Genomic DNA, 26,382 nt, shown 5'->3' with positions numbered 1-26,382 from the left:
CAGGTTTCTCGGCGTCTGCTGTTCCGCCGGCCGGCTCGTGGAGGGCCGGCGCTCGTACGCTAGCACGCGAGATCATTCGGTGCTAGCATCGCCGCTATCGCAATTGTGGAAAATAGCTTCCACGATTCGGAAGTACTGCAAGCCCATGACAACCTCAACGGAGAGATCAATGTCGAGAACGCCCAGGACCCGCCGACCTGAAGACGAGAGGCTCCGCCTCGGCCCGACCTTCGCTTACGGACTGCAGCATGTGCTGACGATGTACGGCGGCATCATCGCGGTGCCGCTCATCATCGGCAATGCCGCCGGCCTCGCGCCGGGCGAGATCGGCCTCCTCATCGCCTCGTGCCTGTTCATCGGTGGTCTCGCCACGATCCTGCAGTCGTGGGGTGTGCCGTTCTTCGGATCGCAGCTGCCGCTGGTGCAGGGCGTCTCGTTCTCCGGCGTCGCGACGATGACGGCCATCCTCGCCGCGGGCGAGGGGCTTCCCGGTGTGTTCGGCGCCGTGATCGCGGCATCCGTCGCGGGCCTCATCGTCGCTCCCTTCTTCGCCATGATCGTGCGGTTCTTCCCGCCCGTCGTGACCGGAACCGTGATCACGACGATCGGCCTCACGCTGATGCCGGTCGCGGCGAGCTGGGCGATGGGCGGCACGTCGCCGGAGGATCCGATGTGGGGGAGTCTGCAGAACATCGGCCTGGCGATGGGAACGCTGCTCGTCGTGCTCGTGCTGAGCAAGGTCGCGTCTCCGACGGTCTCGCGGCTGGCGATCCTCATCTCGATCGTGCTCGGCACCGCGTTCGCCGGCATCGTCGGATGGGCGGACTTCTCGAACATCGCAGACGGCGGGATCGTGGCGCTCCCGCAGCCTTTCGCGTTCGGCCTTCCGACATTCGGCATCGCCAGCATCATCTCGATGTTCATAGTGATCATCGTGACCATGACCGAGACCACGGCAGACATCATCGCGGTCGGCGAGATCGTCGGCACCAAGGTCGATTCCAAGCGGATCGCGAACGGCCTTCGCGCCGACATGATCTCGTCCGCCGTCGCCCCGGTGTTCAACTCGTTCACGCAGTCAGCATTCGCGCAGAACGTCGGGCTCGTCGCGATCACCGGCGTGAAGTCGCGGTTCGTCGTGAGCGCCGGCGGAGTGATCCTCGTCGTGCTCGGGCTGCTGCCCATCGTCGGCGGGCTGGTCGCAGCCGTGCCGCCGCCCGTGCTCGGTGGAGCGGGAATCGTGCTGTTCGGGTCTGTGGCGGCAGCAGGCGTCCGCACGCTCGCGAAGGTGAACTACGAGGGCAACATGAACATGGTGATCGTCGCCGTCTCGCTGGGCTTCGGCGTGATCCCCGTCGTCATGCCCACGTTCTACGACGCGCTGCCGAGCTGGGTGGGCATCATCCTGCACTCCGGCATCTCGTCCGCCGCGATCATGGCCGTGCTGCTGAACCTGCTCTTCAACCACCTGGGCGGGAAGTCGGCCGAGCGCTCCGCCTTCATCCCCGGAACGGGACGCGTCATCCGTGAGGAGGATCTCGCCCGCCTCCTCGCGAACGAGACCCTGTTCGACGGCGACACGATCAGGGACGGCAAGATCCTGGATGCCGAGGGCGAAGAGGTTCCCGTCGTCACGGCCTCGCAGGAGGTCGTCATCACCGACGGGATCAAGACGGGCAAGATCCGCAGCCGGCACGACATCCGACGAGTCCTGGCCGAGGCCGACGCCGAGTAGCTCGCCGAGCCTGCAACACCACGCCGAGACGTACGCGATTCGCCGCGGTCTCGGCGTGGTGTTGCGGTCTCGCGGTCAGGCGTCGCGGCGGGCGCCGGCAGCGGGGGTCACCGTGAAGAGGTGCGGTGATGCGAATCCGGATGCCGCGAAGGCGGCGGTCACGGCATCCGACACAGCGTGCACCGCGCCCTGCTCGACGAGAGCGATCGCGGCACCGCCGAAGCCGCCGCCGGTCATGCGTGCACCGATGGCACCCGCAGCCAGCGCGGATTCGACCGCCGTGTCGAGTTCCGGGACCGAGATCTCGAAATCGTCGCGCATCGACGCGTGCGACGCGACGAGCAGGTCGCCGATGGCACTGGCGCCACTCTCCCGCAACGTGGTGACGGTGTCGAGCACGCGCTGGTTCTCGGTCACGATGTGGCGCACGCGGCGGAAGGTCACATCATCCATGAGCTCCTCGGCACGAGCGAGATCGTCGACGGACACGTCACGCAGCGACGGCACACCCATGATCGCGGCACCGCGTTCACACGCCTCACGGCGCTCGCGATAGCCACCGGTTGCGTGCGCGTGCTGCACGCGGGTGTCCATGATGAGGATCGCAAGTCCGGCCTCGGCGATGCCGACTGGGATGAGATTCGCGTCGAGCGTGCGGCAGTCCAGGAAGATCGCCGCATCGGGTTCGCCGAGCATGGATGCCATCTGGTCCATGATCCCGGTGGGGGCCCCGACCGCCTCGTTCTCGGCGCGGCGGCCGATACGGGCGAGCGCTGTGCGGTCGAGTCCTGCGTCCCAGAGGTCGTTGAGGGCGGATGCTGTCGCCCCCTCGATCGCGGCGGACGACGACAGTCCAGCGCCCACGGGGACATCGGATGCGATCGCGATGTCGACGCCCTGTCCTGCGGCGCCGGCCAGCTGAAGCGCCCAGGCGACGCCGAGCGGATACGCCGCCCATTCGGCGACCGCCGGGGCTTCACCGGTAGGGGTGGGGAAGAGCGTCGCGAGCTCGGAGAGGGCTACCTCGACCGGCGCGTCATCGGCAAATGTCGACGCGACGCGGATGCGCCCATCGTCGCGCATGCCGACCGCGGCATATGTGCGATGCGGGATCGCGAACGGCAGCACGAAGCCGTCGTTGTAGTCGGTGTGCTCGCCGATCAGGTTCACGCGACCAGGCGCCGACCAGATGCCGTCGGGGGACTGACCGGTCAACTGTTCGAAGAGCGTGGTCGCGTCGTCCTGAGCGGTCATGCGCTGGCTTCCTCTGCACGTGCGATGGCCTCGCGGATCCGTGCGGCGGACTGCTCCGGCGGGATCTCCGCTGTCCATGCCCACATGGCTGCCTCGGAGCCGGCGAGGAACTTCAGCTTGTCCGCGCCGCGGCGCGGGCTCGTGAGTTCCAAGTGCAGTCGCACCGAGTCGCGCGCGACGTTCACCGGAGCCTGATGCCACGCGGCGATGTACGGGGTCGGGGTCTCGTAGAGCGCATCGACGCCGCGCAGCAGGCGCAGATAGAGCGGGGCGAGCTCATCGCGCTCGGCCTCGGTCGTCTCGGCGAAGTCGGCGACGTGACGGTTCGGCATCAGGTGCACTTCGACGGGCCAGCGCGCGGCGAACGGCACGAACGCCGTCCAGTGCTCGCCCTGGAGAACGATCCGCTCAGAGCCCTGCTCGAACTCGAGGATGCGCTGGAACAGATCGGGCGCCGTGCGATCGATGCTCTCCAGCAACCGCTGGGTGCGCGGCGTGATGTACGGGTAGGAGTAGATCTGGCCGTGCGGATGCGGCAGCGTGACGCCGATCGCCTCGCCGCGGTTCTCGAACGGGAAGATCTGCTGGATACCGGGCAGCTGCGACAGGGCGGCGGTGCGGTCGGCCCATGCCTCGATCACGGTGCGGGCGCGAGTGACCGACTGCGTGCCGAACGAGCCGGAGTGGTCGGGGCTGAAGCAGACGACCTCGCAGCGGCCGACCGAGGTGCGGGTGCGGCCGAGACCGAGGGCGTCGAGGTCATCGAGTCCGCGAGGCGGGTTCGACGCGGCGGGCGCGGTGCCCAGAGCCTCGGTGAGTGCGGGGCCGAAGGCGGGAGAGCGGTTCTCGAAGACGGCGACGTCGTAGAGCGACGGAACCTCCGAGGGGTTCGTCGGCGTCTGCGGTGCGAGCGGATCGGCGTCGGCGCCCGGCATCATGACGCGGTTCTGGCGGTTCGCGGCGACCGTGATCCAGTCGCCGGTGAGAATGTCGAGGCGCATCGTCGCGGTGTCGGGGCGCGGATCGAGGGTGCGGGCGTCGACGGCGCGCTCTGCGCCCAGGGTGGTGCCCGGGTCGTCGTAGTAGATGAGGTCGCGGCCGTCGGCCAGCGTGGTGGAGCGTTTGATGACGCCGGCGCCGAGTTCGGTTGCGCGCAACTCCGGAGATTCTTCGATGTTCACGTCAACACGGTACCTCTCCGGCGGTGGTAACGTCAACATTCAGGAGTTGTGAGCTGTGAACGGCAAGAGGGAGAGTCGGATGGGTGGTGCAAGACCGACTTCGGGCCGTGTCTCGATGGCCATGGTCGCGGGCCGCGCCGGAGTCTCCGGCCAGACGGTGTCCAGAGTCGTCAACGGCAGCCCCCGCGTCGATCCCGCCACGCGCGCTCGTGTCGAGAAGGCGATGGTCGAACTCGGCTACCGCCCGCATCGCGCCGCCCGCGCATTGCGCACCGGACGCACCCAGACGATCGGCCTCGTAGTGACGACGCTCGCCACAGTCGGAAACTCCCGGATGCTGCAGGCCACAGCGGAAGCGGCTGAGGAACGTGGCTACGCACTTCTGCTCGTCACCGCGGGCGACACGGTCTCCGACGCCTTCGAGCGGCTGCGCGATCAGGGCGTGGATGGCGCGATCGTGTTGAACGAGGCCTCCGCGCTCGCCACGGCCGAGGATCGACCGCAGGGGTTGCGACTCGTCGTCGTGGATGCGCCGGCGGATTCCGGACTGCTCGTGGTGCACAGCGACCACGCCGGCGGTGCGGCGGCGGCGACGCGCAGGCTCCTCGCGCTCGGACACGAGAACGTCTGGCACCTCGCGGGCCCCGCGGACTCGTTCGCCGCTGCGGAGCGCGAGCGCGGCTGGCGCGAGACGCTTCAGACGGAGGGGATCACCCCGAACCCTCTGGTGCGCGGCGACTGGTCGGCCGAGTCCGGTTACCTCGCAGCGGTCGAACTGGCAGAGGCGACTGCCGTATTCAGCGCGAACGATCAGATGGCACTCGGGCTCATCCGCGGATTCGCAGAGCAGGGGCACGTCGTGCCCGATCAGGTCAGCGTGATCGGCTTCGACGACGTACCGGATGCCGCGAACTACCGTCCGCCGCTGACCACGGTCCGCCAGGACTTCACGGCGCTCGCCGTCGCTGCCGTCGACGCGCTGGTGGCCGAGATCGAAGGCGAGGTGACCGAGGTCGCCGCATCCGACCAGGATGTCAGGCGCATCATCGGCACCCGCCTGATCGAGAGGCACAGCACAGCCAGGGCCTGAGCCGCAGCCCGGTCGTGGCGGCGCCCGAGAACGGCGGTTGCGTCGATCGCCTCGAACGTGACATCATGTCGGAAAGCGCTTACCCATCGGGTGGCACAGCGGCTTCCCACAGAACGGATCACACATGTCACAGGCGACGACCCGCGAGATCGGCATCATCATGAACGGCGTCTCCGGGCGCATGGGCTACCGGCAGCACCTGGTGCGCAGCATCCTCGCCATCCGTGATCAGGGCGGCATCGAGCTCGCCGACGGCACGAAGGTCACGGTCAAGCCGATCCTGGTCGGACGCAACGAGGCCAAGCTCGCCGAACTCGCCGCCCTGCACGGCATCGATGACTACACGACCGATCTCGACGCGGCCCTCGCCGATCCGAAGTGGGAGATCTACGCCGACTTCCTCGTGACGAAGGCGCGCGCGTCCGCCATCCGCAAGGCGATCGCGGCAGGCAAGGCGATCTACACCGAGAAGCCCACCGCCGAGTCGTTGGAGGAGGCCCTCGAGCTCGCACGCCTCGCGAAGGATGCCGGAGTCAAGACCGGCGTCGTGCACGACAAGCTCTACCTCCCAGGCCTGCAGAAGCTCAAGCGCCTGATCGACTCCGGCTTCTTCGGCCGCATCCTCTCGGTGCGCGGCGAGTTCGGCTACTGGGTGTTCGAGGGCGACTGGCAGCCGGCGCAGCGCCCGAGCTGGAACTACCGCACGGAAGACGGCGGCGGCATCATCACCGACATGTTCCCGCACTGGAACTACGTGCTCGAGAACCTGTTCGGCGAGGTCAAGAGCGTCTACGCGCAGGCGGCGGTCCACATCCCGGAGCGTTGGGACGAGAACGGCGAGAAGTACGTCGCGACGGCGGAAGACGCCGCCTACGGCATCTTCGAGCTCGAGGGCGGCATCGTCGCCGAGATCAACTCCAGCTGGACCGTTCGTGTGAACCGCGACGAGCTCGTCGAGTTCCAGGTCGACGGTACGCATGGCTCGGCCGTGGTCGGACTGTTCGGGGCGAAGATCCAGCCGCGCAATGCCACCCCCAAGCCGGTGTGGAACCCCGACCTCGAGGACACCCGCGACTACGACGCCGACTGGCAGAGCGTTCCGACCAACGACGTGTTCCTCAACGGCTTCCGGCAGCAGTGGGAGGAATATCTGACCTCGTTCGTCGAAGGCACCGACTACCCCTTCGATCTGCTCGCCGGCGCCAAGGGCGTGCAGTTCGCCGAGGCAGGGCTGACCTCGAGCGCCGAGGGCCGCAAGATCGCCATCGAGAAGCTGTCCCTCTGATGAACACGCTGAGGCTTCTCTCTCCTGACGGCAGCACATCGGATGCTGCGCTGAACGAGTCCGGGATCTACACACGTCCGACCGCTCCGCTGCGAAGCCGCGTCGCCTACGCCGCGGCGCATGTCGTGCCCAAGGTGCACGCCGACAACACGCCGGGGCAGCCGGCCGACATCGACTGGGACGCGACGCTCGCGTTCCGCCGCAATGTCTACTCCTGGGGCCTCGGGGTCGCCGATGCCATGGACACCGCCCAGCGGAACATGGGGCTGGATGCCGCGGCGACCCGCGAGCTCATCGCCCGCAGCGCGCAGGTCGCGCGGGAAGAGGGCGGATCGGTCGTCGTCGGAGTCAACACCGACCACGTCGAAGAGGCGCACATCACGCTCGACCAGGTGATCGACGCGTACAAGGAGCAGCTGCACTTCACGGAAGAGCAAGCCGGCGCCGGCCCTGTGCTGATGGCGTCCCGCCACCTCGCGCGGGTGGCGAAGGATGCCGAGGACTACCGCCGCGTGTACCGCGAGGTGCTGCAATCCGCGACCGTGCCGGTCGTGCTGCACTGGCTCGGAACCGCGTTCGACCCTGCGCTTGAGGGCTATTTCGGCGCGAAGGACTGGCAGACGGCATCCGAAGTGCTCCTGCAGATCATCGCCGAGAACCAGGACAAGATCGCCGGCGTCAAGATGAGTCTGCTCAACGCGGAGTCCGAGATCTCCGTGCGCGAGCGCCTTCCCGAGGGCGTGCGCATGTTCACCGGCGACGACTTCAACTACGTCGGCCTGATCGGCGGTGACATCGGGTCGTTGAGCGAGCGCAGCGAGACGAAACGCGTTGAGCAAGCGGAGCGCGTCGAAACGACCACGCGCACGCACTCCGACGCACTGCTGGGAGCATTCGCGGCGATCACGCCCGTGGCATCCGCCGCGATCCAAGCGCTCGACGCGGGCGACCCCGAGGCGTACCGGCGCATCCTCGGCCCCACCGAGGAACTCAGCCGCCAGGTGTTCGCCGCGCCGACGTTCTACTACAAGACCGGCGTCGCGTTCCTCTCCTGGCTCAACGGTCACCAGCCCGCGTTCCAGATGGTCGGGGGACTCCACTCGGCCAGAAGCCTGCCGCACCTCAGCCGCATCATCGAGCTCGCGAACACCTCGCTCGCCCTCGAGAACCCCGAACTGGCCCGAGAACGCTGGCACGGGATGCTGCGGCTGAACGGCATCGATGCAGGAAGGACCGTCGCATGAGCGCCGCAGATCCGCGCCTGTCGATCAACCAGGCCACGATCAAGTACGCGAACCTCGAAGAGGCGTTGAAGGTTACGGCCGGCGCCGGCATCCAGGCGATCGGTCTCTGGCGCGAGCCGGTGAACGAGGTCGGGCTGGACGTGGCGGCGCGGATGCTGTCCGACTCAGGGCTGCGATTCTCCACGCACTGCCGTGGCGGGTTCTTCACGCTCCCGGAAGGTGCCGAACGGATCGCAGCGCTCGACGACAACCGCCGGGCGATCGAGGAGACCGCGACGCTCGCCGCGGCCGGCGCGGAAGGATCGACGGCCGTGCTCGTGCTCGTCGCCGGCGGACTGCCCGAAGGCGACCGCGACCTCGTCGGTGCGCGAGAGCGCGTGCGCGATGCGATCGGTGCGCTTGCTGAGGACGCGAAGGCGGCCGGTGTGACGCTGGCGATCGAGCCGCTGCATCCGATGTACGCGTCCGACCGTGCTGTCGTCTCGACGCTCGGCGAGGCGCTCGACATCGCCGCGGACTTCGACGCACATGTCGTGGGGGCGGCCGTCGACACGTTCCACATCTGGTGGGATCCGCAGGTGCTCGAACAGATCGCCCGTGCGGGCCGCGAGGGTCGTATCGCGACGTATCAGGTGTGCGACTGGAAGACCCCGCTGCCCGTCGATGTGCTGCTCGGGCGGCACTACATGGGCGACGGTGTGATCGACTTCGCCTCGCTCACCGAGGCAGTGGTCGCGACCGGCTATGACCGCGACATCGAGGTGGAGATCTTCAACGCCGACATCTGGGCCGACAGCGCCCAGAACGTGGTGCGGCGCACGGCCGAGGCGTTCACCGCGACGGTGAGCCCTCACCTGAGGTGATCACGCGGCGCGGGTTGAGAGGATGACTCCATGACGACGATCCGTCCTGGCCTGTGCTCGGTGACCTTCCGCGCACTCGCCCCCGAGCGCATCGTCGCTCTCGCGGCCGATGCCGGGCTGGAGGCGATCGAGTGGGGCGGCGACGTGCACGTTCCTCCGGGCGACACCGCTCGTGCGGAGCAGGTGTCGAAGGCGACATCGGATGCCGGGCTCGCCGTCGCCTCCTACGGCTCGTACTTCCGCGCACAGGAAGGGGAGGAGATCACTCCGATCCTCGACAGCGCTGAAGCACTCGGCGCCGACCGCGTACGCGTATGGGCGGGGCGCGTGGGCTCCGCCGACGCGACGCCCGGCGAGAGGGCCGTGACCATCGCGCGGCTGCGGTCCGCGGCATCCGAAGCCGAACGGCGCGGCATCGGCCTCGCGCTCGAGTTCCACTCCGGCACGCTCGCCGACGATGCATCCGCCACGCTGCGCGTGCTCGACGAGGTCGACAGTGCGGCGCTCAGCACGTACTGGCAGCCGACGGTCGCCGCGTCCGATGACCTCGCGGTCTCGGAGTACGAGGCGATCGCGCCGCACGTCAGCGCGATGCACGTCTTCTCGTGGTGGCCGGAGACCCAGCGGCTGCGCCTGCACGACCGCGGCGAGCTGTGGCGTCGGATCTTCGCGGCCGCAGCCGACAGCAGCCCCACTCCGCGCGACGCGCTGCTGGAGTTCGTACCGGGCGATGACCCCGACCTTCTCGCCGCCGAAACCGCGACGCTGCGCGGCGCCATTCGCTCCGCAGCCGCTCGTTAGGATCAACGCATGACACCCCGTGAATCGCGTCCGCGCTCCGAGACGCCGACGCTGCACGATGTCGCACGTGAGGCCGGGGTGTCTCTCGCGACGGCCTCCCGCGTGCTGAACGGTTCGACGCGCAAGGTCGCCGAGTCGTTCCGTGAGCGCGTCGAGGAGGCCGCCGATCGGCTCGGCTACACCGCGAACGCCTCGGCTCAAGCCACGGCGCGGGGGACCTCCGCGGTGATCGCACTGCTCGTCGCCGACATCGCCGACCCGTTCTTCGGACTGATCGCCTCCGGCGTCGCGCGCGGCGCAGACGAGGAAGGCCTGATCGTCACGGTCGCCATCACCGAGCGCGACGACGCGCGGGAGAGGAAGATCCTGCGGGCGCTGCGTGGCCAGCATCCCCGCGGTGTGATACTGGCCGCATCGCGCACCGACGACGGCGGTGGCTCCACCGCCGAGGAGCTCGAGGTGTTCCGTTCGCTCGGCGCGCGCACCGTCACATTCGGGCCGGGCGGGGATCGCAGCATCCGGATCGACAACCACGGAGGCGCTGAACGCCTGGGCAGCGAGATGGCGCGCCTCGGTTACCGTCGGGCGATCGCGATCGGAGCGGCGGAGGGCGTGCGCACATCCGATGATCGCCTTGGTGGATTCCACGCCGGATTCGAAGCCGGCGGCGGCACGGTCTTGCGGGAGTACCGCGGCAGCTTCGCCCGAGAATCGGGTGTGTCCTCAATGGCGGCCGCACTCGCCGACGGTGTGGAACCGGGCACGCTCGTCTTCGCGCTCAGCGACGTGATCGCGATCGGGGCGATGACCGCCATCCGCGAGGCGGGACGATCGGTCGGCGACGACATCGCGATGTGCGGGTTCGACGACACCCCGGCGAGCCGCGACGTCACCCCTCAGCTCACCACCGTCCGCGTGCCGCTGAGCGACTTCGGCTATCAGGCGTTCAGAGCGACGGTCGACGACGAGTGGCAGCAGACCGACGCTCCTCTCGAGGTGCTCGTGCGTGCGAGCACGCCGGCCCTCTCGACGACCGCCCAGGCGGTCGGACGATGACCCGCGTCGTCATCGCCCCGGACAGCTTCAAGGGCACGATCACGGCAGCGGATGCCGCGGCGGCGATCGCGCGCGGTTGGCTCACGGCCGACTCCACAGCCGACATCGTGCTGCGACCCATGGCCGATGGGGGAGAAGGGACGGTGTCGGCGTTCGCCGCCGCGGTCACGGGCTCGCGGAGGATGCCGCTCACGGTCGACGGCCCGGCCGGCGTGCCGGTTGCGACGGACTGGCTGCTGCTTCCGGCATCCGACGACGCGCCGAACGGCACTGCGGTGATCGACCTCGCCTCGACGTCCGGGATCGAGCTGCTCGACGAGCTGCGCCCGTTCGGGGCGCACTCCCGCGGATTCGGCCAGGCGATCGCCGCCGCGCTCGACCACGGCGTCTCGCGCCTCGTGCTCGGGATCGGCTCGAGCGCGTCGACGGACGGCGGCATCGGGATGCTGTCGGCATTGGGGGCACGATTCCTTGATGTCGAAGGCATCGAAGTCGAGTCCGGCGCACGCGGTCTGCTGCGAGTCGCACACGCCGATCTGTCGGAGCTGCGTGCCGCCCCCGAGATTCTGGTGCTCTCCGACGTGACGAACCCGTTCACCGGCCCGCGCGGTGCCGCCCACGTGTTCGGCCCGCAGAAGGGCCTGGTGGATGCCGCCGATCGCGACGGCGTCGATGCCGCGCTCGTCCGTCTCGCCGAACTGCTCGAACTGGATGCGTCCACCAGCGGTGCGGGCGCTGCCGGCGGGGTGGGCGGGGCGCTCGTGGCCTGGGGAGCGCGACTCGTGCCCGGCGCAGGAGAGGTCGCGCGACTCATCTCTCTGGCCTCGGAGGTGAGTGCTGCCGACGTCGTGATCACCGGTGAGGGCTCCTACGACGGTCAGTCGGGTGACGGCAAGGTGCCATCTTTCGTCGCCGCGCTCGCCGCGGATGCCGATGTGCCGGCGCTGATCGTCGCCGGACGCATCACCGATGATGCCGATCGCGCTCTGTTCGCGGCATCCGCTTCACTGACCGAGCTCGCTGGCTCGGCTGACGCGGCCCTCGCCGATCCTGCGCGCTGGTTGACCGCCGCCGGCACGGTTCTCGCGGAGACCCGCACTGAGCGAGCGCGAGCGAGTCGGAGTGTCGATTTCCGGGCAGATTGACACGGCCCGATCGGAGACATAAACTCGCACCAACGCCGATGGGAATACGCTTTCCCAGATTTACCCCGCACCCACAGACGAAGATGTCGAGGATTCCATGTCGTCACCCGAGAACGCCACCATGACGCTCGCCGTCGCGCAGGGCAAGGACCGCGATCACCGCGAGCCGAACGCGATCGCCGGCTGGTTGTCACGCAACTGGCACCCGGTCGTTTTCGTCATCGCGGTGCTCGCACTGTGGTGGATCGCCACCGGGCTGAAGTGGGTGCAGCCGTTCATCATCCCGTCCCCGGCCGACACCTGGAACGCGTTCGCCGACAACTTCGCGTACCTGATGCAGCACACCTGGGTGACGACCTACGAGACGGTCATCGGCTTCATCATCGCCGTCGTCGTCGGACTCTTCGTCGCCGTCGTCATGGTCTACTCGAAGGGGCTGGAGCAGACGCTCTATCCCGTGATCCTGTTCGCCCAGGTCATCCCCAAGATCGCGATCGCCCCGCTGTTCGTCGTGTGGCTCGGGTTCGGCGCGGAGCCGAAGATCCTCGTCGCCGTCCTGATGGCGTTCTTCCCGGTCGTCATCTCCGGTCTCGCCGGGCTCCGCACCGTCGATCCGGAGATCCTGCAGCTCGCCTCGACCATGGGCGCGGGAAAGTTCAAGACCTTCCTCAAGGTGCGACTCCCGGCATCTCTGCCGGAACTGCTCTCCGGGCTGAAGGTGGCTGCGACCCTCGCCGTCACCGGTGCGGTCGTCGGCGAGTTCGTCGGCGCGAACGAGGGTCTCGGCTACGTCATCCTCCAGGCCAACGGCAACCTCGACACCGCGATGCTCTTCGCGGCACTGATCATCATGTCGCTCATGGGCGTCATCCTCTTCGGCATCATCCAGATCGCCGAGAAGTTCCTCATCCCGTGGCACGCGTCCAAGCGCGATGTCGCTTCGGCCACCGTGCGGCTCTGACCGCGCACAATATCCAGCCCCAGAAGCACCGACTGCACCCCAAGGAAAGCAGGAAAACTGATGAAGAAGTCAGGAACCGTCCTCAGCTCGATCGCTCTGATCGCGGCATCCGCGCTCGCCCTCACCGGATGCGGTGGCGCGAACGAGGCCCCGGCCGGAGACGGAGGTGAGGCGTCGGGTGAGATGACCGATGTGACCCTCATGCTCAACTGGTACCCCTATGGCGAGCACGCCGCGTTCTACTACGGCGTCGAGCAGGGCATCTTCGAGGAGCACGGCATCAACCTCACCATCAAGGCCGGTCAGGGCTCGACCAAGACCGCACAGGCGGTCGGTCAGGGACAGGTCGACTTCGGCTGGGCCGACACCCCGGCTGTGCTCGCCAACATCGACAAGGGCGTCGCGATCAAGAGCGTCGGTGTCTTCCTGCAGACGACTCCTTCCGCCGTGCAGGTGTTCGCAGACTCCGGCATCGAGGAGCCGGAAGATCTCAAGGGAAAGACGATCGCGGTCTCTGCCGGCGATGCACCGACCACGACGTTCCCCGCCTACCTCGAGGCCGTCGGGCTGAGCGAATCCGACGTCACCCAGCAGAACCTCGATGCCGCAGGCAAGATCGCAGCAGTCCTTTCCGGACAGGTCGACGGTCTGATCGGATTCGCGCACGACCAGGGTCCGACGATCGCCGCGAAGAGCGGCAAGGACATGACCTACCTGCGCTACTCGGACGCGGGACTCAACTTCTTCAGCAACGGTCTCATCGCACCCGTCTCGACGATCGAGGGCGATCCCGAACTCGTCAAGGAGCTCGTCGCCGCGACGAGTGAGTCGTTCGCCGCCGCACAGGAAGACCCGGAGGCGGCTGTCGCCGCGATGGACGGCAAGGACCCGCAGATGCCCGAGAAGGATGTTCTGCTCGACCAGTGGGAAGAGACGATCAAGCTTCTGACCACGGATGCCACCGAGGGCAAGGCGCCCGGCGTGAACGCCACCGAAGACTGGGAGGCGACCCTCACCGTGCTGACGGATGCCGGACTCATCTCCGGTGACGGCGACGTCGACACGTACTTCGACGCGTCCTTCGCGCCAGGCGAGTAGCGAGTCCTCGGATGCCGACGACGCAGATTCAGGAAAGAGCAGACATGACGGCGACACCCAGCGGCGAATCCGTGCTGGAGATCAAGGACCTCGCGATCACATTCGCGTCCAAGCGCGGACAGGTCACGGCGCTCGAAGGCGTCGACCTCGATGTGAAGGCGGGGGAGTTCATCACGATCGCCGGACCGTCCGGATGCGGTAAGTCGACGCTCCTGAAGGCCGTCGCCGGTCTCACCACTCCCAGCGGCGGATCGATCAAGCTCAAGGGAGACGAGGTCCGCGGGCCGAGGCAGGACATCGGGTTCGTGTTCCAGCGGGCCGCTCTGCTGGAGTGGCGGAGCGTGCGGGGCAACATCCTGCTGCAGGCGGAGATGCGCGGCATGAACATGCGCAAGGCGCAGGCCCGCGCGGACGAGCTCATCGAGATGACAGGGCTGACCGGCTTCGAGAAGGCGCTTCCGCACGAGCTGTCCGGAGGCATGCAGCAGCGTGTGTCGCTGTGCCGCGCGCTGCTGCATGAGCCGGGTGTACTGCTGATGGACGAGCCGTTCGGTGCGCTGGACGCGCTGACGCGCGAGCGGATGAACGTCGAACTCAACCGGATCACGAGCCAGACCGGTACGACCGTGCTGCTCGTGACGCACTCGGTGGCCGAGGCCGTCTACCTCGCCACCCGTGTCGTCGTCATGAGCCCGCGGCCAGGGCGCATCCTCGAGGAGCACCGTGTCGACCTGCCGGCTGAGCGCGACTATGCGACGGTGCTGGAGACGCCGGAGTTCCACCGGGTCTCCAGCCGCGTGCGCGAGCTGCTCGGCGCCCCTGCCGTCGCGGACTGACCCGCTGCGGTCGTGTCAGCCGCCCAGCGCGGCCGACACGACCGCGCGAGCCTCTTCCTGAACTTCGGCGAGGTGCTCGGCGCCGAGCAGGCTCTCGGCGTACAGCTTGTAGACGTCCTCCGTGCCGGACGGCCGTGCGGCGAACCACGCATGCTCGGTCTGCACCTTTAGCCCGCCGATCGCGGCGCCGTTGCCCGGTGCATGTGACAGTTTCGCCGTGATCTTCTCGCCCGCGAGGGTCGTGGCGGTCACGGCATCCGGCGCGAGCTTTCCGAGCGTGGCCTTCTGCTCCGGAGTTGCCGGGGCGTCGACGCGCTGATACGCGGATGATCCGAACGCCTGCTCGAGTTCGGCGTAGCGCTCAGACGGGCTCTTGCCGGTCACGGCAATGATCTCGGCGGCGAGCAGGCAGAGCAGGATGCCGTCCTTGTCGGTCGACCACACGCTCCCGTCGCGCCGCAGGAACGATGCCCCGGCCGACTCCTCGCCGCCGAACGCGACGGTGCCGTCGAGCAGCCCTGGCACGAACCACTTGAAACCCACCGGTACCTCGAGCAGCCGACGCCCCAGCGACTCGGCGACGCGGTCGATGATCATCGACGAGACGAGGGTCTTGCCGATCGCGGCATCCCTCGGCCACTCCGCCCGGTGCGAGAAGAGGTAGTCGATCGCGACGGCGAGGTAGTGGTTGGGGTTCATGAGGCCGGCATCCGGGGTGACGATCCCGTGCCGGTCGGCGTCGGCGTCGTTACCGGTGAGCACATCGAAGTCCCCGCGCCGAGCGACCAGCGAGGCCATCGCGTTCGGGGACGACGGATCCATCCGGATCTTCTCGTCCCAGTCCAGCGTCATGAAACGCCACGTCGGATCGACCTCGGGATTCACGACGGTGAGGTCGAGACCGTGCAGCTCCTTGATCAGCTGCCAGTACTCGACGGACGCTCCGCCCAGTGGGTCCGCGCCGATCCGAACGCCCGCCTTCTTGATCGCGTCGATGTCGATGATCGTCGACAGATCGCGCACGTAGGCGCCTCGGAAGTCGTAGTTGGGCAGCGAATCCCAATCGATGTCGGCGAAGCTCTTGCGCTTCACTTCCTCCAGACCGCCCTCGATCAGCGTGTTCGCCCTGTCGGCGATCCAGCCGGTCGCATCGGTGTCGGCCGGGCCGCCGTGCGGAGGGTTGTACTTGAATCCGCCGTCGCGTGGCGGATTGTGTGACGGGGTCACCACGATGCCGTCAGCCCGACCCGCAGCATCCGGAGCCAGGGCTCGGTTGTGCGTGAGGATGGCGTGGCTCAGTGCGGGAGTCGGCACGTACGAATCACGGGAGTCGACACGCAGGTCGACATCGTTGGCGATCAGCACCTCGATCGCGCTGCGCTCCGCCGGCAGTGACAGCGCGTGCGTGTCGCGGCCCAGGAACAGCGGGCCGGTGATCCCCTGCGAACGGCGGTAGTCGACGATCGCCTGGGTGGTGGCGAGGATGTGCTGCTCGTTGAAGCTCTTCGACAGCGATGAGCCGCGGTGCCCGCTGGTGCCGAACACCACTCGCTGTGCCGGAACCGACGGATCCGGCACGCGGTCGTAGTACGCGGCGATCAGTTCGTCGACATCGATGAGGTCACTTTCCTCCGCGGGGAGGCCGGCACGGCTCGTCATGAGTTCAGTCTGCCCCGATCTCGCTCTGCGCGCATCATCGCCACCCGGTTCTCACAGCCGATGGAAGGGCTAGGGTGAAACGCGTGACTGAACGGCGCACCTACAGCTACCTCGGACCAGCGGGGACCTTCACGGAAGCCGCACTCGACCAGGTGGCAGAGGCGTGGGGTCAGGAGCGGCGGCCCGTGCTCAACGTCGGCGAGGCGCTCGCCGACGTGCTCGAGGGCCGCAGCTTCGCGGCGATGATCGCGATCGAGAACTCCATCGAGGGCGGCGTCTCCACCACTCAGGATGCCCTCGCGACGCTGCCGGGCCTTCGCATCATCGGCGAGTACCTGGTCAAGGTGAACTTCGTCCTCGTCGCAGCGCCGGGCACGAAGCTCGAGGATGTGACCTCGATCGCCGCGCATCCGGTGGCGTACGCGCAGTGCCACGGATGGCTCGGCGAGCATCTGCCGCGGCACTCCCACGTACCTGCCGCCAGCAACGTGGCATCCGCGATCGGCGTGCTCGACGGCACGCTGCCGGCTCAGGCGGCGATCGCTCCTCCAGGGATCGCGGAGCACTACGACGTCGATGTGCTCGCCTCGGAGATCGGCGACAACACCTCTGCCGTCACGCGCTTCGTGCTCGTGACGCGCACGGCGACTCCGCCGATGCCGACCGGCGCCGACAAGACGTCGCTGATCGTCGAGCTGCCCAATGACCGCCCCGGTTCGCTGCTCGAGATGCTCGAGCAGTTCTCGACTCGCGGCATCAACCTGTCGCTGATCGAGTCGCGCCCGATCGGCGACGAGCTGGGCCGATACCGGTTCGTGCTCGACGCCGACGGACACGTGCATGACGAGCGGATGGCCGACGCCCTGCTCGGCATCCGTCGTTTCAGTCCGCGCGTGGTGTTCCTCGGCTCGTACCCGCGCGCCGATCGGCAGATCGTGCACTATCCCGACCGCTACGCCGACGACGTGTTCGTCGAGGCGCGCGACTGGCTGCGCGACCTGCTCTCCGGCGCCCCTGAGGAGTAACCGCCCTCAGTGCTCCTGGTAGCGCGGCCAGCCGCTGCCGGGGATCATGTGCGAGTACAGCGCACCCTTGGCCACTTCGAGCGACGGGTAGGTGCCGGTCGCGGCATCCGCTGCGCTCATGACGACGACATATCCGTCGTCTGAATGGCGGATGCTGCCGACGACTCCGTTGGTTCCGTATGCGACCCAGAGTCCTCGGGTCTTGCTGTTCACAGACGCAGTGGTGCTCATCATCGAACTCCCTTCCGACATGGCCGACAATGCCGGCACTGCCGACGGTACCCCCGGGCCGCGGATAAGGCCAGACCCCGACCCAGCCGCCGCTACAGCGCGGCGGCGATGAGCTCCAGCGTGTGCGCCCGACCTGCGGCGGAATCCATCGCCTCGGCGTTGTACGCGCCCGCCACGGGGGAGAGCATGACCTCGTCGACACCGTAGGTCTCGGCGAACGCGCGCACCTCTGCGGCGACCGACTCTCCGGTGCCGACGAACCACCGCTCCCGTGCCGCCTGCACGACCTGCTCGGTCGCGGCATCCGCTTCGGCGGCGAGTGCTTCCTCGACCGTCTCGAGGGCCGTGAGGGGCTTGTTCAGACGCAGGCGCGACATCATGCGCAGCTGCGGCAGGGCACGGGCCTCGGCCTCATCGACCGTCGGCGAGGCGACCGCGTTGACGGTGAGGAAGGTGCGCGGCTCCGGATGCGCCTCGCTGGGCTGGTAGCCGGAGCGGTAGAGATCGAGCGCGCGCTCGAGGCCCTGGCCGGAGAAGTGGTTCGCGAAGACATACGGAAGGCCCTGGGATGCTGCGAGCTGGGCCGAGTAGTCGCTCGAGCCGAGCAGCCAGACGACGGGCGCGCCGGTCGCCGCCGGCGTGGAGTGCACGGTGTACTCGCCGCCGGAGGTGAAGCGCACGGTCGCGCCCTCGCCCGAGAGCAGCAGTGAGATGTCCTGCACGTAGCGCGGGAACTGCTCGACGTCGCTGGTGGTGCCCGTCGTGCGCAGCAGCTGGGTGATCACGGGGTCGCTGCCGGGGGCGCGACCGAGACCGAGATCGATGCGACCAGGCGCGATCGCCTCGAGGGCGGCGAACTGCTCGGCGACGATCAGCGGCGCGTGGTTCGGGAGCATGACGCCACCCGAACCCAGTCGCATCCGCTCGGTCCGCGAGGCTGCGGCGGCGATCAGTACCGGGGGAGTCGTGGATGCCACGGCGGGCATGTTGTGGTGCTCGGCGAACCAGTAGCGGCGATAGCCGAGACGGTCGGCGATCTCGGCGAGACCGAGGGATGCCGCGATAGCCTCCGCACTGGTCTGGCCGGTGCGAACCGGGACGAGGTCAAGGACGGAGAGGGCGGGGGCTGCAGAAGTCATCGTGAGGTGCAACCTCGGGCATCGCGCCGGCATTCCGTCCTGGCCCATTGTCAGCATCGCTAACATTCACACATGGATGCCGAGATCTTCTACGTGCTTGTCGGAGCCGTCATCGTGGCGGCGATCGCCAGATGGCGAGGCTGGCCGGCACCTCTGCTCGTCACGGTTGTCGCGCTCGCAGCATCCTTCCTGCCCTTCATGCCGGAGATGACGATCGACGGGCACGTGCTGCTCAATCTCGTGCTGCCTCCGCTGCTGTACTCCGCGGCGCTGGATGTGTCGTTCGTCGGATTCAAGCGCAGCCTTCCGCAGATCCGCAGGCTCGGGATCTGGCTGGTGCTGCTCACCGCGGCCGCGGCCGGTCTCGTCGCCTGGCTCATCTTCCCTGCGCTCACGCTTCCGGGTGCACTGCTGCTCGGTGCGATCGTCGCACCTCCGGATGCCGTGTCCGCTGCCGCCATCGGTCGAAAGCTCGGACTGCCGAGGCGCGTCATGACGGTGCTCTCGGGGGAGAGCCTCATCAACGACGCCACCTCGTTGACGCTCTACCGGGTGTTCGCGGCGACGATCATCGGTGGTGCGGCCATCACCGTGTGGGACGGCATCTGGCAGTTCATTCTCGCGGTCGTGATCGGCGTCGTGATCGGCCTCGTGTTCGGCATCCTCCTGCATCAGCTGCGCATGCGGGTCGCAGACCCTGTCGTGATCGGCACCTTCGGGCTGCTCGTGCCGTTCGGGGCGTATGCGATCGCCGAGCACCTCGGCGGATCCGGCGTGCTCGCCGTCGTCGCGATGGGGCTGTACGTCGGATACAACGCTCCTCGCACCGACTACACGACCAGGCAGCAGGAGGCCCCGTTGTGGCTGTCGGCGGATCTGCTGCTGGAGAGCTTCGTGTTCGCGTACATCGGGCTGCAGTTCCGGCGCGTGCTGAATGACCTCGGCGATGAGTCGGTCGAGCACATCCTGTGGCTCTCGGCGGCCGTGCTGCTGGTCGTGCTGGTGGTACGACCGCTGTTCATCTATCCCGCGCATGCGTGGGCGAGTTTCCAGGACCGTCGGCGCCTGGCCCGATGGGATCGAACGGTCGCGTCCGGCGCCTTCGATGCGCGGCGCCAGAAGTCGAAGCGGTGGGGATCGTACAGCGCGGAGGAACTGCGTACGCACATCGTCAGAGAGCGGATGGCCGGGCTGCAGCTGACGTGGAAGGACAACGCGGTGATCTCCTGGGCCGGCATGCGCGGGGTCGTGACTCTGGCGACCGCGCTGGCCGCGGCCGATATTGCGGAGCTGCCAACCGGACCCTCGCATGCGATCGTCATCGTCGCGTTCATCGTCACCGTCGGCACGCTGCTGCTGCAGGGTCTCACGTTGCCGCTGCTGATCCGTCGTCTCGGAGTGGCGAGCGACGTCGATCACGAGGCGGACGAGCGCGCCCTCGCCTCGGTGCGCGCGCGCAGCCGCGAGGCGGGCAAGGCGTTTCTCACGGGCAAGCGCGAAGAATGGGCGGCGAAGTACGGACCGGAACAGGTCGCGATGTTCGACGCGTTCGCGAACCGCATGACCAGGGTCGAGGCCGACACCGATCATGCGCAGGAGACGGAGGAAGCGGCTGCGCGGCCGTCCGCAGAGGACATGGTCGCGCTTTCCCGCGGCTGGCTGCAGGTGCGGCGCGAGGTTCTGCTGGAGGAACGCGATGCCGGGAACCTGGATGACGAAGTGATGCGCGAGCTGATCACGGCGATGGATGCTGAGGAGCTGGCGCTGGACACGCGAGGGGCGATGCGGCTTCCGGGGCGCGCCTAGCGGCGCCCTCCTTTTCGTGGGGCGAAACCGAGTTTGCGGCACGAAACCTGCCGTGGGAACGGAAGTCTCGCGCCGCAGACTCGGTCTCGCGGGAAGCGTCAGCGGTTCGCGGGCTCCGCTTCCGCAGCGGCCTCGTACACGGCATCCTCGTCCGAATCGTCGGCGAACGGCAGGCCCTCGCGGGGAGCGTTGTAGAGCTCCTCGTCGAGGATGCCCTCGCGCTTCGCGACGATCGTGGGCACCAGCGCCTGGCCGGCGACGTTCACCGCGGTGCGGCCCATGTCGAGGATCGGGTCGATCGCGAGCAGCAGTCCGACGCCCTCGAGGGGCAGGCCGAGCGTCGACAGGGTGAGGGTGAGCATCACGGTCGCGCCGGTGGTGCCGGCGGTGGCGGCGGAGCCGACGACCGAGACCAGGACGATCAGCAGATACTGGATGAAGTTCAGTTCGAGGCCGAAGAACTGCGCGACGAAGATCGCGGCGATCGCGGGGTAGATGGCCGCGCATCCGTCCATCTTGGTCGTCGATCCGAAGGGCACGGCGAAGGACGCGTACGAGCTGGGCACTCCGAGGTTGCGCTCGGTGACGCGCTGCGTGAGCGGGAGCGTGCCCAGCGATGAACGGCTGACGAAGCCCAACTGCACTGCGGGCCACACGCCCGAGAAGTACTGCTTGATCGATAGCCCGTGGGTCTTCACGAGGATCGGATACACCACGAACAGCACCAGTGCGAGGCCGATGTACACGGCGGCCACGAACCAGATGAGCGACGTGAGCTTGTCCCATCCGTACTGGACGACGGCGTTTCCGATCAGGCCGAAGGTGCCGATGGGCGCGATGCGGATGATCCACCACAGCACTCGTTGGATGACCTTGAGGAATGATTCGGTGAAGGCGAGGAACGGCTCGGCCTTGCGTCCGGCCTTGAGCGCGGCGATGCCGACGACGGCGGAGATCACGATGATCTGGAGGATGTTGAAGTCGACGCTTGACGTCGCCTCGCCGGTGGTCGCGTCCAGGGACGTTCCGACCTCGATGCCGAGGAAGTTCTGCGGGATGAGACCGATCAGGAAGTTCCACCAGGAGCCGACGTTGTGCGGCTCGCCGGTCTCGAGGCCCTCGCCGGCACGCGCACCGGGCTGGAGGACGAGTCCGAGCACGATGCCGATGGTCACCGCGATGAAGGCGGTGATCGCGAACCAGAGCAGGGTCTGGCCGGCGAGGCGCGCGGCGTTCTGCACTCGGCGGAGGTTCGAGATGCTCGCGACGATCGCGGCGAAGACGAGCGGAACGACTGCGGTGCGCAGCAGGGTGACGTAGGAGCTGCCGATCGTGCCGAGGGTGTCCGACAGGACGGTCGGGTTCTCCTTGCTGGCGCCGAGCTGTACGGCGATGAGCCCGGCGGCGATGCCGAGGACGAGGGCCGCAAGGATCTGGAACCCGAACGATGTCAGGAGCTTGCGGGCGGGGCTGCGGTTGTCAGGCGCTTTCTGGGCGCGGGTAGTGCTGCTCATGAGACTCCAAGTCGAAGGGCGCTGGATGTGCGCCGTGCCCATCAACGTTAGGAGCCGCTGTGCGTTCTCGGTGCGGAGATGACGAAGGATGACGGATGCCGAAGCATCCGTCATCCTTGAAAGCTGTTTCAGCCGCGCGAGGTCACTCGGTGGCCGCGCAGGTGGTGACGGCCTCCTGCATGGTCGTCGTCACGAGCTGCTTCGCCTCCTCGGAAGTCTGCAGATCTTCTCCGCCGGCCATGTTCTTGAGGTCCTGATCGGAGACTTCGGAGTCGAGGAACTCTCCGGCGATGCAGTCGACCTGGTCCGCGGTGAGCAGGTCGCTCTGCCCGCTGTCTTCGAGGATCTTCGTGATGCCGGTGCTGAGTTCGTCGGCTGAGGGGCGGTCCGATCCGCCGGAGCCGCCGCCCGGCCCGCCGGCGCAGGCCGCGAGCGAGAGTGCCACGGCCGCGATCGGGAGGGTCATGAGGATGCGGGAGCGCAGGTTCCGGTCGATGTTCATGATCTCGAGCCTACGCAGTCGAGTGTTATCGGGAGGGCCGTCCCGATGGGGAGGGATGCCCGTGGCGCCGGCGAACTCCGCTGTCGCGAGGCGCTAACCGGTTTGTCGCTGAGCGGCTTGTGATTCCGGGTTGAACATGTCCGATGTCGACCGAAAGTGCGGTGTTCACTCTTTCGCCGGGCGCTTGCGTTATTTGGCACAGAGTGGTGCTTCGTATGGTTCGAGGCTGGTTCCCTGAGCGGATCGATGCCGCCATCACGCTCACCTCGCGTCGCGGTTCAGGCGGATCTGGAGCGAGTTATCCACAGAAGTGCGTATTTAGTTTCGAATGTCAGTAGTCACTGAGAGTATGAACTATGGCAGTTTTCACCGACGTTGCATCGCTCATCCCCACGCTGGGTGAGCGGCTCGGCGAGGGTGCCGACCTCGAGCAGGCGACAACACGGATGGTGGAGATGGCGGATGCCGAGATCCTCGCCGTCCTGCGGGAATCAGCGAAAGTGTCACGAGCAGCGGACCAGATCCGAGTCGTGGCTGCGGGCATCATCGGAGACAGGTCGACGCGTGCCTCTGGGCACTCCGGATTGGCGCAGTCGCAAGGGCATCGATCGTCCGCGAGCCTTGTGCAAGAACTCACCGGGTCGACGAAGGGTGAGGCCGCGCGCGACGTTCGCGTGGGGCAGGGATTGCTCGAGGGCGCGGGGGCCTCTGGCGCCGGAGGAACGGGTGCCGAGGGCGATTCGGGAGGCGCCGGTGAGGCCGACGAAGCGGATGCTGACGCGGACGCCGGTCGCAATGGTGAGGATGCCGGTTGTGATGCGGGAAAGCCCGCGCCTTGGCATGAGCCGCTGCGCATCGCACTGCAGACCGGGGCGCTGACGACGGCACAGTACGACGCGATCCGGCGCGGCCTGGGGGCGCCACCGGCACCTGACGACGCGTTGCCAACCGCGGAGCTCGCTGCGGTCGAAGCGGCGAACCGCGAGGCTTGGTCGCAGGCTTGCGAACAGCTCATCGCGGAGGCGACAGAACGCACTGTTGAAGAACTGGGCGCGGCGGCCCGCATGATCCGCGATCTGCTCGACGCCGAAGGAGCCGAGGCGCGATTCCTGGCCAGGCACGAGAAGCGGATGTTCCGCACGTACCGCGATGCCGACGGCGTGCTGCGCGCGAGCATGGCGTGCGACGACGAGGGTGGTGCGTTCCTCGCGGCGATGTTCGACGCCGCTCTGCGCCCTCGGCGCGGTGGCCCGCGATTCGTCGACTCTGAGGAGAAGGCTCGCGCTGCAGATCTCGCTGATGACCCGCGCACCAATGACCAACTCGCGTACGACTTGCTCATGGACGTGCTCCGTGCCGGTGTCCTCGCCGATGCCGAGAGTGTGTTCGGCACGCGCCAGGCGGGAGTGCGACTCGTCCAGGTCGTCGGAGCAGGTGGAGCATTCGCGCCGGTCGCGCACACCGAGGATGGACTCCTCGCGATGCCCAACGGCGCGGTCGCGCAGCGCATGTGCGAGAGCGGGGTCACTCCAGTGACCGTCGACTCTTGCGGCAATCCCCTCGACGTCGGGCGTGAGCAGCGCCTGTTCACACCGAAGCAGCGCATCGCGCTCGCACTTCGCGACGGCGGGTGCCGCTGGAAGGGCTGTGATCGGCCCGCGTCATACTGCGAAGCGCACCACATCGACGAGTGGGAAGCGGATGCGGGGCGCACCGACATCGACCGCGGCATCCTGCTATGTCGTTTTCACCACATGAACCTGCATCACGGCCGGTGGCGGATCACCCGCAACGGCAGAGGTGACTTCCTCCTGCATCACCGCGACGGAGAGCAATTCGTGCTGCATCGACGAGCGGCGCTGTCCTATGCCTGGGGCGGGATCGACCCACCCGAGAAGCGATTCTGGCCCGCCGCCTGAGGCGGGCGGATCGCTCGCAGAGCTATTCCGAAGAGCCCGGTCGAATGCGCGGCCAACGCTTCTGTGGTGTGCCATCGCGAAATAGCGATAGTGCGTCCCTATCGCTGTTCAGCGAGCACCAGCAGCTCGCCGACCTCGCACCCGAGCACGTCGCAGATCGCCCGCAACGTGGAGTACCTGATCGCCCGCGCCCGGTCGTTCTTCAGAACAGAGAGGTTCACGATGCTCACCCCGACCCTCGCGCTCAACTCGGTCAGCGTCATCCCACGTTCCGCGAGCAACTCATCGAGCCGGCAGTGGATGCCGGTGTCCTCCTCTTCGGAGGTCGCCGGAGTCATACGAGCCCCTCCGCATCCTTTTGCAGCGCCGCGCCTCGACGGAAGACGAGCACCAGCACACCGACGGCGACCGCCGCGACCGCGAGCGAGATGCCCGCAAGGTTGAGTGCGGTCTGGCCGCGGAACTCATCGTCCAGCGCGGCGAAGACGCCGTTGAGTCCCATGTTTCGGAACCAGTACTCTCCCGCCCAGGCGATCAGAAGACTCATCGACAAGCCGAACAGCAGCCGCACGTTCACCTGGTCGAAGACCCTCCCGCGCAGCATCCGGATGCAGCTCCACACACCGAGAGCAGCTGCCGCGACGAGCCCCAAAGTGCTGAGCACGATGGCGAGCACGAGACAGACCACGCTGATGGTGCTGACATCAGCGACGACGAGGGTGCCGCTCGTGATCGTCGCCTCCGCCCCCTCGCCCAGCCCGGTCGAGATCACCTGAGCTGGAATGGGGGCGTCGACGGTGACGGCGCCCGGCGTTGCGAAGAGGGATGCGACGGCGTTCGCGCCGCGGAACAGCAGGAATGCGATCACGAGTGCGCCGACGATGATGCCGGTCACGAGGTCGCTGCGGTCGCGCCGAGCCTGGAGTTCGGGAGTGCGAGCCATCGTCACACCAACCCTGCCGTGTCGCGCTGCATCCGCTGACCGACTTCGAACGCGGTCGCCACGAGTGCCAGAGCGATGCCCCAGCCGATCGAGGCCGGGTTCAACTCGAACAGGAACATCCAGAATCCACCCGTGTCGGCGCCGGATGCCGTGAGCTGGTCGACCACCTGAGCACGAGCAATCGCACCGAACAGCGGACCGATCATGCCCGTCACGACGAGTGCGAACGCCGCCGTCGCCAGAACAGGAACCATCGACTTGCGGAACGCCCGCTGCCGGATCAACGACAGCCCCAGCCACCACAGCGCCGCGCACACGATGACCGTCGCGAGCGCCGGCAGCGCGATCTCTGCGAGCAGCAGCCAGCGGGTTCCCGCATCCAGCGTCTCGAACGACACCAGCGACTGCGTGTACTCCGCAGCGGCGATGCCGTCGGCATCTGAGAGCGAAGTCATCTCCGCGCCGTCGACCGGCAGGCTCACCGGAACCGGCGACCCGAAGATCTCGATCCCCGCGCCCACTGCGCCGACGACGGATGCGACTCCGATGCTCACGGCGCCAGTCGCGACCAGTCCGAGAGTCACGCCTTCGACCATCGATGGGCGTCCATTGCGCGTGTCCATGTGATCCTCCATATCGAATATCGTTGTTATCGACTTCCGTTAACATAACGACTGTCGATAATGCCGTCAACCCCGGGCGGGAACATTAGTCCACCGGCGCTTCCGGCGACACGCCCTGTTCGAGAAGTCGCGGGCGAGGGAGAGTCGACGAGTGCTCGCGCTCGCTTCAGCCGTCGCCGCCGCCCTCGTACTCACGCCGGTGCTGGTCATGGCCAAGAATGTCGGCCCCGTCAGAGCCGCGGACACGGCGAAGGCTGCACTCATCGGCGCCGGCGCAGCGCTCGGGCTCACCCTCTACCTGTTGGCGACCAGGGAGCAGCTGCTCGCCATCGCCGTGACATTGGCCTCTCTGTACCCGGCGATTCCGGTGCTGCTCGGCATCTTCGTGCTGCACGAGTGCCTCACCCTCCGTCGCGCCGTCGGGCTCGCTGCAGCGGGCGTCGCGGTCGTGCTGCTCAGCTCGGCGTGAGTA

General features: G+C 67.7%; 25 protein-coding genes. 15 read left to right on the top strand and 10 right to left on the bottom strand.

Going from position 1 to position 26,382, the window contains the following annotated elements:
- The first annotated feature begins 169 nt into the window (after positions 1-169).
- Positions 170-1,735 (top strand): nucleobase:cation symporter-2 family protein, encoded by a 1,566-nt coding sequence (locus tag IEV67_RS01475; RefSeq protein ID WP_188434757.1) that lies wholly within the window; start codon positions 170-172, stop codon positions 1,733-1,735.
- Between the two features lie 75 nt (positions 1,736-1,810).
- On the opposite strand, the gene galK is transcribed toward IEV67_RS01475, so the two are convergent.
- Entirely contained in the window at positions 1,811-2,989 is a 1,179-nt protein-coding gene (gene galK / locus IEV67_RS01470; protein ID WP_188434756.1) for a galactokinase, read from the bottom strand.
- On the bottom strand, positions 2,986-4,170 hold the full coding sequence (gene galT / locus IEV67_RS01465; protein ID WP_229702625.1) for a galactose-1-phosphate uridylyltransferase: 1,185 nt from the start codon (positions 4,168-4,170) through the stop codon (positions 2,986-2,988). Before galT ends, galK begins: the two co-directional genes overlap by 4 nt.
- A gap of 79 nt (positions 4,171-4,249) precedes the next feature.
- On the opposite strand from galT, the gene IEV67_RS01460 reads away from it, so the two are divergent.
- The 10 genes from IEV67_RS01460 (at position 4,250) to IEV67_RS01415 (ending at position 14,549) form a co-directional block, all read left to right on the top strand.
- Positions 4,250-5,260 (top strand): LacI family DNA-binding transcriptional regulator, encoded by a 1,011-nt coding sequence (locus IEV67_RS01460; protein ID WP_229702623.1) that lies wholly within the window; start codon positions 4,250-4,252, stop codon positions 5,258-5,260.
- A 124-nt stretch (positions 5,261-5,384) separates the two neighbouring features.
- Positions 5,385-6,545 carry a Gfo/Idh/MocA family protein gene (locus IEV67_RS01455; protein WP_188434754.1) on the top strand — a complete coding sequence of 387 codons (1,161 nt, stop codon included), beginning with the start codon at positions 5,385-5,387 and terminating at the stop codon, positions 6,543-6,545.
- On the top strand, positions 6,545-7,789 hold the full coding sequence (locus tag IEV67_RS01450; RefSeq protein WP_188434753.1) for a dihydrodipicolinate synthase family protein: 1,245 nt from the start codon (positions 6,545-6,547) through the stop codon (positions 7,787-7,789). Before IEV67_RS01455 ends, IEV67_RS01450 begins: the two co-directional genes overlap by 1 nt.
- Positions 7,786-8,652, top strand: a complete 867-nt coding sequence (locus tag IEV67_RS01445) for a sugar phosphate isomerase/epimerase family protein (RefSeq protein ID WP_188434752.1) — start codon at positions 7,786-7,788, stop codon at positions 8,650-8,652. Before IEV67_RS01450 ends, IEV67_RS01445 begins: the two co-directional genes overlap by 4 nt.
- Positions 8,653-8,682: 30 nt before the next feature.
- Complete coding sequence (locus IEV67_RS01440) at positions 8,683-9,453, top strand: sugar phosphate isomerase/epimerase family protein (protein WP_188434751.1); 771 nt, start codon at positions 8,683-8,685, stop codon at positions 9,451-9,453.
- Positions 9,454-9,462: 9 nt separating this feature from the next.
- On the top strand, positions 9,463-10,509 hold the full coding sequence (locus IEV67_RS01435) for a LacI family DNA-binding transcriptional regulator (RefSeq protein ID WP_188434750.1): 1,047 nt from the start codon (positions 9,463-9,465) through the stop codon (positions 10,507-10,509).
- A complete protein-coding gene (locus tag IEV67_RS01430; RefSeq protein ID WP_188434749.1) occupies positions 10,506-11,654 on the top strand; it encodes a glycerate kinase in 1,149 nt (382 codons plus the stop codon). Before IEV67_RS01435 ends, IEV67_RS01430 begins: the two co-directional genes overlap by 4 nt.
- 97 nt (positions 11,655-11,751) lie before the next feature.
- Positions 11,752-12,615, top strand: a complete 864-nt coding sequence (locus IEV67_RS01425) for an ABC transporter permease (protein ID WP_229702621.1) — start codon at positions 11,752-11,754, stop codon at positions 12,613-12,615.
- A gap of 60 nt (positions 12,616-12,675) precedes the next feature.
- A complete protein-coding gene (locus IEV67_RS01420) occupies positions 12,676-13,713 on the top strand; it encodes an ABC transporter substrate-binding protein (RefSeq protein WP_188434748.1) in 1,038 nt (345 codons plus the stop codon).
- 44 nt (positions 13,714-13,757) lie between these two features.
- A complete protein-coding gene (locus IEV67_RS01415) occupies positions 13,758-14,549 on the top strand; it encodes an ABC transporter ATP-binding protein (protein ID WP_188434747.1) in 792 nt (263 codons plus the stop codon).
- Between the two features lie 15 nt (positions 14,550-14,564).
- Here IEV67_RS01415 and pgm read toward each other — a convergent pair whose 3' ends face one another.
- Positions 14,565-16,208 (bottom strand): phosphoglucomutase (alpha-D-glucose-1,6-bisphosphate-dependent), encoded by a 1,644-nt coding sequence (gene pgm, locus IEV67_RS01410; RefSeq protein WP_188434746.1) that lies wholly within the window; start codon positions 16,206-16,208, stop codon positions 14,565-14,567.
- A 74-nt stretch (positions 16,209-16,282) separates the two neighbouring features.
- Between pgm and pheA the strand changes: the two genes are divergently transcribed.
- Entirely contained in the window at positions 16,283-17,233 is a 951-nt protein-coding gene (gene pheA / locus IEV67_RS01405) for a prephenate dehydratase (RefSeq protein ID WP_188434745.1), read from the top strand.
- Between the two features lie 6 nt (positions 17,234-17,239).
- On the opposite strand, the gene IEV67_RS01400 is transcribed toward pheA, so the two are convergent.
- Positions 17,240-17,464 (bottom strand): methyltransferase, encoded by a 225-nt coding sequence (locus IEV67_RS01400; RefSeq protein WP_188434744.1) that lies wholly within the window; start codon positions 17,462-17,464, stop codon positions 17,240-17,242.
- Between the two features lie 92 nt (positions 17,465-17,556).
- Positions 17,557-18,603, bottom strand: a complete 1,047-nt coding sequence (locus tag IEV67_RS01395) for an LLM class flavin-dependent oxidoreductase (protein WP_188434743.1) — start codon at positions 18,601-18,603, stop codon at positions 17,557-17,559.
- Positions 18,604-18,675: 72 nt separating this feature from the next.
- Here IEV67_RS01395 and IEV67_RS01390 point away from each other — a divergent pair, with 72 nt between their 5' ends.
- Entirely contained in the window at positions 18,676-20,409 is a 1,734-nt protein-coding gene (locus IEV67_RS01390) for a cation:proton antiporter (protein ID WP_188434742.1), read from the top strand.
- A gap of 98 nt (positions 20,410-20,507) precedes the next feature.
- Here IEV67_RS01390 and IEV67_RS01385 read toward each other — a convergent pair whose 3' ends face one another.
- Both IEV67_RS01385 and IEV67_RS01380 read right to left on the bottom strand, forming a co-directional pair.
- Positions 20,508-21,923: a dicarboxylate/amino acid:cation symporter gene (locus IEV67_RS01385; protein ID WP_188434741.1), complete on the bottom strand. Its 1,416-nt coding sequence runs from the start codon at positions 21,921-21,923 to the stop codon at positions 20,508-20,510.
- 142 nt (positions 21,924-22,065) lie between these two features.
- On the bottom strand, positions 22,066-22,425 hold the full coding sequence (locus IEV67_RS01380; protein WP_188434740.1) for a hypothetical protein: 360 nt from the start codon (positions 22,423-22,425) through the stop codon (positions 22,066-22,068).
- Positions 22,426-22,781: 356 nt separating this feature from the next.
- Between IEV67_RS01380 and IEV67_RS01375 the strand changes: the two genes are divergently transcribed.
- Positions 22,782-24,344, top strand: a complete 1,563-nt coding sequence (locus IEV67_RS01375; RefSeq protein WP_188434739.1) for an HNH endonuclease signature motif containing protein — start codon at positions 22,782-22,784, stop codon at positions 24,342-24,344.
- Positions 24,345-24,442: 98 nt separating this feature from the next.
- Here IEV67_RS01375 and IEV67_RS01370 read toward each other — a convergent pair whose 3' ends face one another.
- The 3 genes from IEV67_RS01370 to IEV67_RS01360 are packed head-to-tail and all read right to left on the bottom strand — an operon-like array spanning position 24,443 to position 25,910.
- Positions 24,443-24,682, bottom strand: a complete 240-nt coding sequence (locus IEV67_RS01370; RefSeq protein ID WP_188434738.1) for a helix-turn-helix domain-containing protein — start codon at positions 24,680-24,682, stop codon at positions 24,443-24,445.
- Positions 24,679-25,287 carry a hypothetical protein gene (locus IEV67_RS01365; RefSeq protein WP_188434737.1) on the bottom strand — a complete coding sequence of 203 codons (609 nt, stop codon included), beginning with the start codon at positions 25,285-25,287 and terminating at the stop codon, positions 24,679-24,681. Before IEV67_RS01365 ends, IEV67_RS01370 begins: the two co-directional genes overlap by 4 nt.
- A gap of 2 nt (positions 25,288-25,289) precedes the next feature.
- On the bottom strand, positions 25,290-25,910 hold the full coding sequence (locus IEV67_RS01360) for a hypothetical protein (RefSeq protein WP_188434736.1): 621 nt from the start codon (positions 25,908-25,910) through the stop codon (positions 25,290-25,292).
- A gap of 151 nt (positions 25,911-26,061) precedes the next feature.
- On the opposite strand from IEV67_RS01360, the gene IEV67_RS01355 reads away from it, so the two are divergent.
- Entirely contained in the window at positions 26,062-26,379 is a 318-nt protein-coding gene (locus tag IEV67_RS01355; RefSeq protein ID WP_188434735.1) for a hypothetical protein, read from the top strand.
- Positions 26,380-26,382 lie beyond the last annotated feature (3 nt).

This window comes from Microbacterium murale, assembly GCF_014635185.1.
GTDB lineage: Bacteria > Actinomycetota > Actinomycetes > Actinomycetales > Microbacteriaceae > Microbacterium > Microbacterium murale.
The sequence above is the reverse complement of the archived record's forward strand: the minus strand, read 5'-3'. Positions and strand labels throughout refer to the sequence as shown.

Bases quoted from the DNA above. Each gene is read 5' to 3' on its own strand.
- IEV67_RS01450 (WP_188434753.1), top strand. From the start codon at position 6,545: ATGAACACGCTGAGGCTTCTCTCTCCTGACGGCAGCACATCGGATGCT.
- IEV67_RS01435 (WP_188434750.1), top strand. From the start codon at position 9,463: ATGACACCCCGTGAATCGCGTCCGCGCTCCGAGACGCCGACGCTGCAC.
- IEV67_RS01395 (WP_188434743.1), bottom strand. From the start codon at position 18,603: ATGACTTCTGCAGCCCCCGCCCTCTCCGTCCTTGACCTCGTCCCGGTT.
- IEV67_RS01415 (WP_188434747.1), top strand. From the start codon at position 13,758: ATGACGGCGACACCCAGCGGCGAATCCGTGCTGGAGATCAAGGACCTC.
- IEV67_RS01360 (WP_188434736.1), bottom strand. From the start codon at position 25,910: ATGGACACGCGCAATGGACGCCCATCGATGGTCGAAGGCGTGACTCTC.
- galK (WP_188434756.1), bottom strand. From the start codon at position 2,989: ATGACCGCTCAGGACGACGCGACCACGCTCTTCGAACAGTTGACCGGT.
- IEV67_RS01440 (WP_188434751.1), top strand. From the start codon at position 8,683: ATGACGACGATCCGTCCTGGCCTGTGCTCGGTGACCTTCCGCGCACTC.
- IEV67_RS01425 (WP_229702621.1), top strand. From the start codon at position 11,752: ATGTCGTCACCCGAGAACGCCACCATGACGCTCGCCGTCGCGCAGGGC.
- IEV67_RS01400 (WP_188434744.1), bottom strand. From the start codon at position 17,464: ATGAGCACCACTGCGTCTGTGAACAGCAAGACCCGAGGACTCTGGGTC.
- IEV67_RS01380 (WP_188434740.1), bottom strand. From the start codon at position 22,425: ATGAACATCGACCGGAACCTGCGCTCCCGCATCCTCATGACCCTCCCG.
- IEV67_RS01390 (WP_188434742.1), top strand. From the start codon at position 18,676: ATGGATGCCGAGATCTTCTACGTGCTTGTCGGAGCCGTCATCGTGGCG.
- IEV67_RS01420 (WP_188434748.1), top strand. From the start codon at position 12,676: ATGAAGAAGTCAGGAACCGTCCTCAGCTCGATCGCTCTGATCGCGGCA.
- IEV67_RS01475 (WP_188434757.1), top strand. From the start codon at position 170: ATGTCGAGAACGCCCAGGACCCGCCGACCTGAAGACGAGAGGCTCCGC.
- IEV67_RS01455 (WP_188434754.1), top strand. From the start codon at position 5,385: ATGTCACAGGCGACGACCCGCGAGATCGGCATCATCATGAACGGCGTC.
- IEV67_RS01445 (WP_188434752.1), top strand. From the start codon at position 7,786: ATGAGCGCCGCAGATCCGCGCCTGTCGATCAACCAGGCCACGATCAAG.
- IEV67_RS01385 (WP_188434741.1), bottom strand. From the start codon at position 21,923: ATGAGCAGCACTACCCGCGCCCAGAAAGCGCCTGACAACCGCAGCCCC.
- IEV67_RS01365 (WP_188434737.1), bottom strand. From the start codon at position 25,287: ATGGCTCGCACTCCCGAACTCCAGGCTCGGCGCGACCGCAGCGACCTC.
- IEV67_RS01375 (WP_188434739.1), top strand. From the start codon at position 22,782: ATGGCAGTTTTCACCGACGTTGCATCGCTCATCCCCACGCTGGGTGAG.
- pgm (WP_188434746.1), bottom strand. From the start codon at position 16,208: ATGACGAGCCGTGCCGGCCTCCCCGCGGAGGAAAGTGACCTCATCGAT.
- IEV67_RS01430 (WP_188434749.1), top strand. From the start codon at position 10,506: ATGACCCGCGTCGTCATCGCCCCGGACAGCTTCAAGGGCACGATCACG.
- IEV67_RS01460 (WP_229702623.1), top strand. From the start codon at position 4,250: ATGGGTGGTGCAAGACCGACTTCGGGCCGTGTCTCGATGGCCATGGTC.
- IEV67_RS01370 (WP_188434738.1), bottom strand. From the start codon at position 24,682: ATGACTCCGGCGACCTCCGAAGAGGAGGACACCGGCATCCACTGCCGG.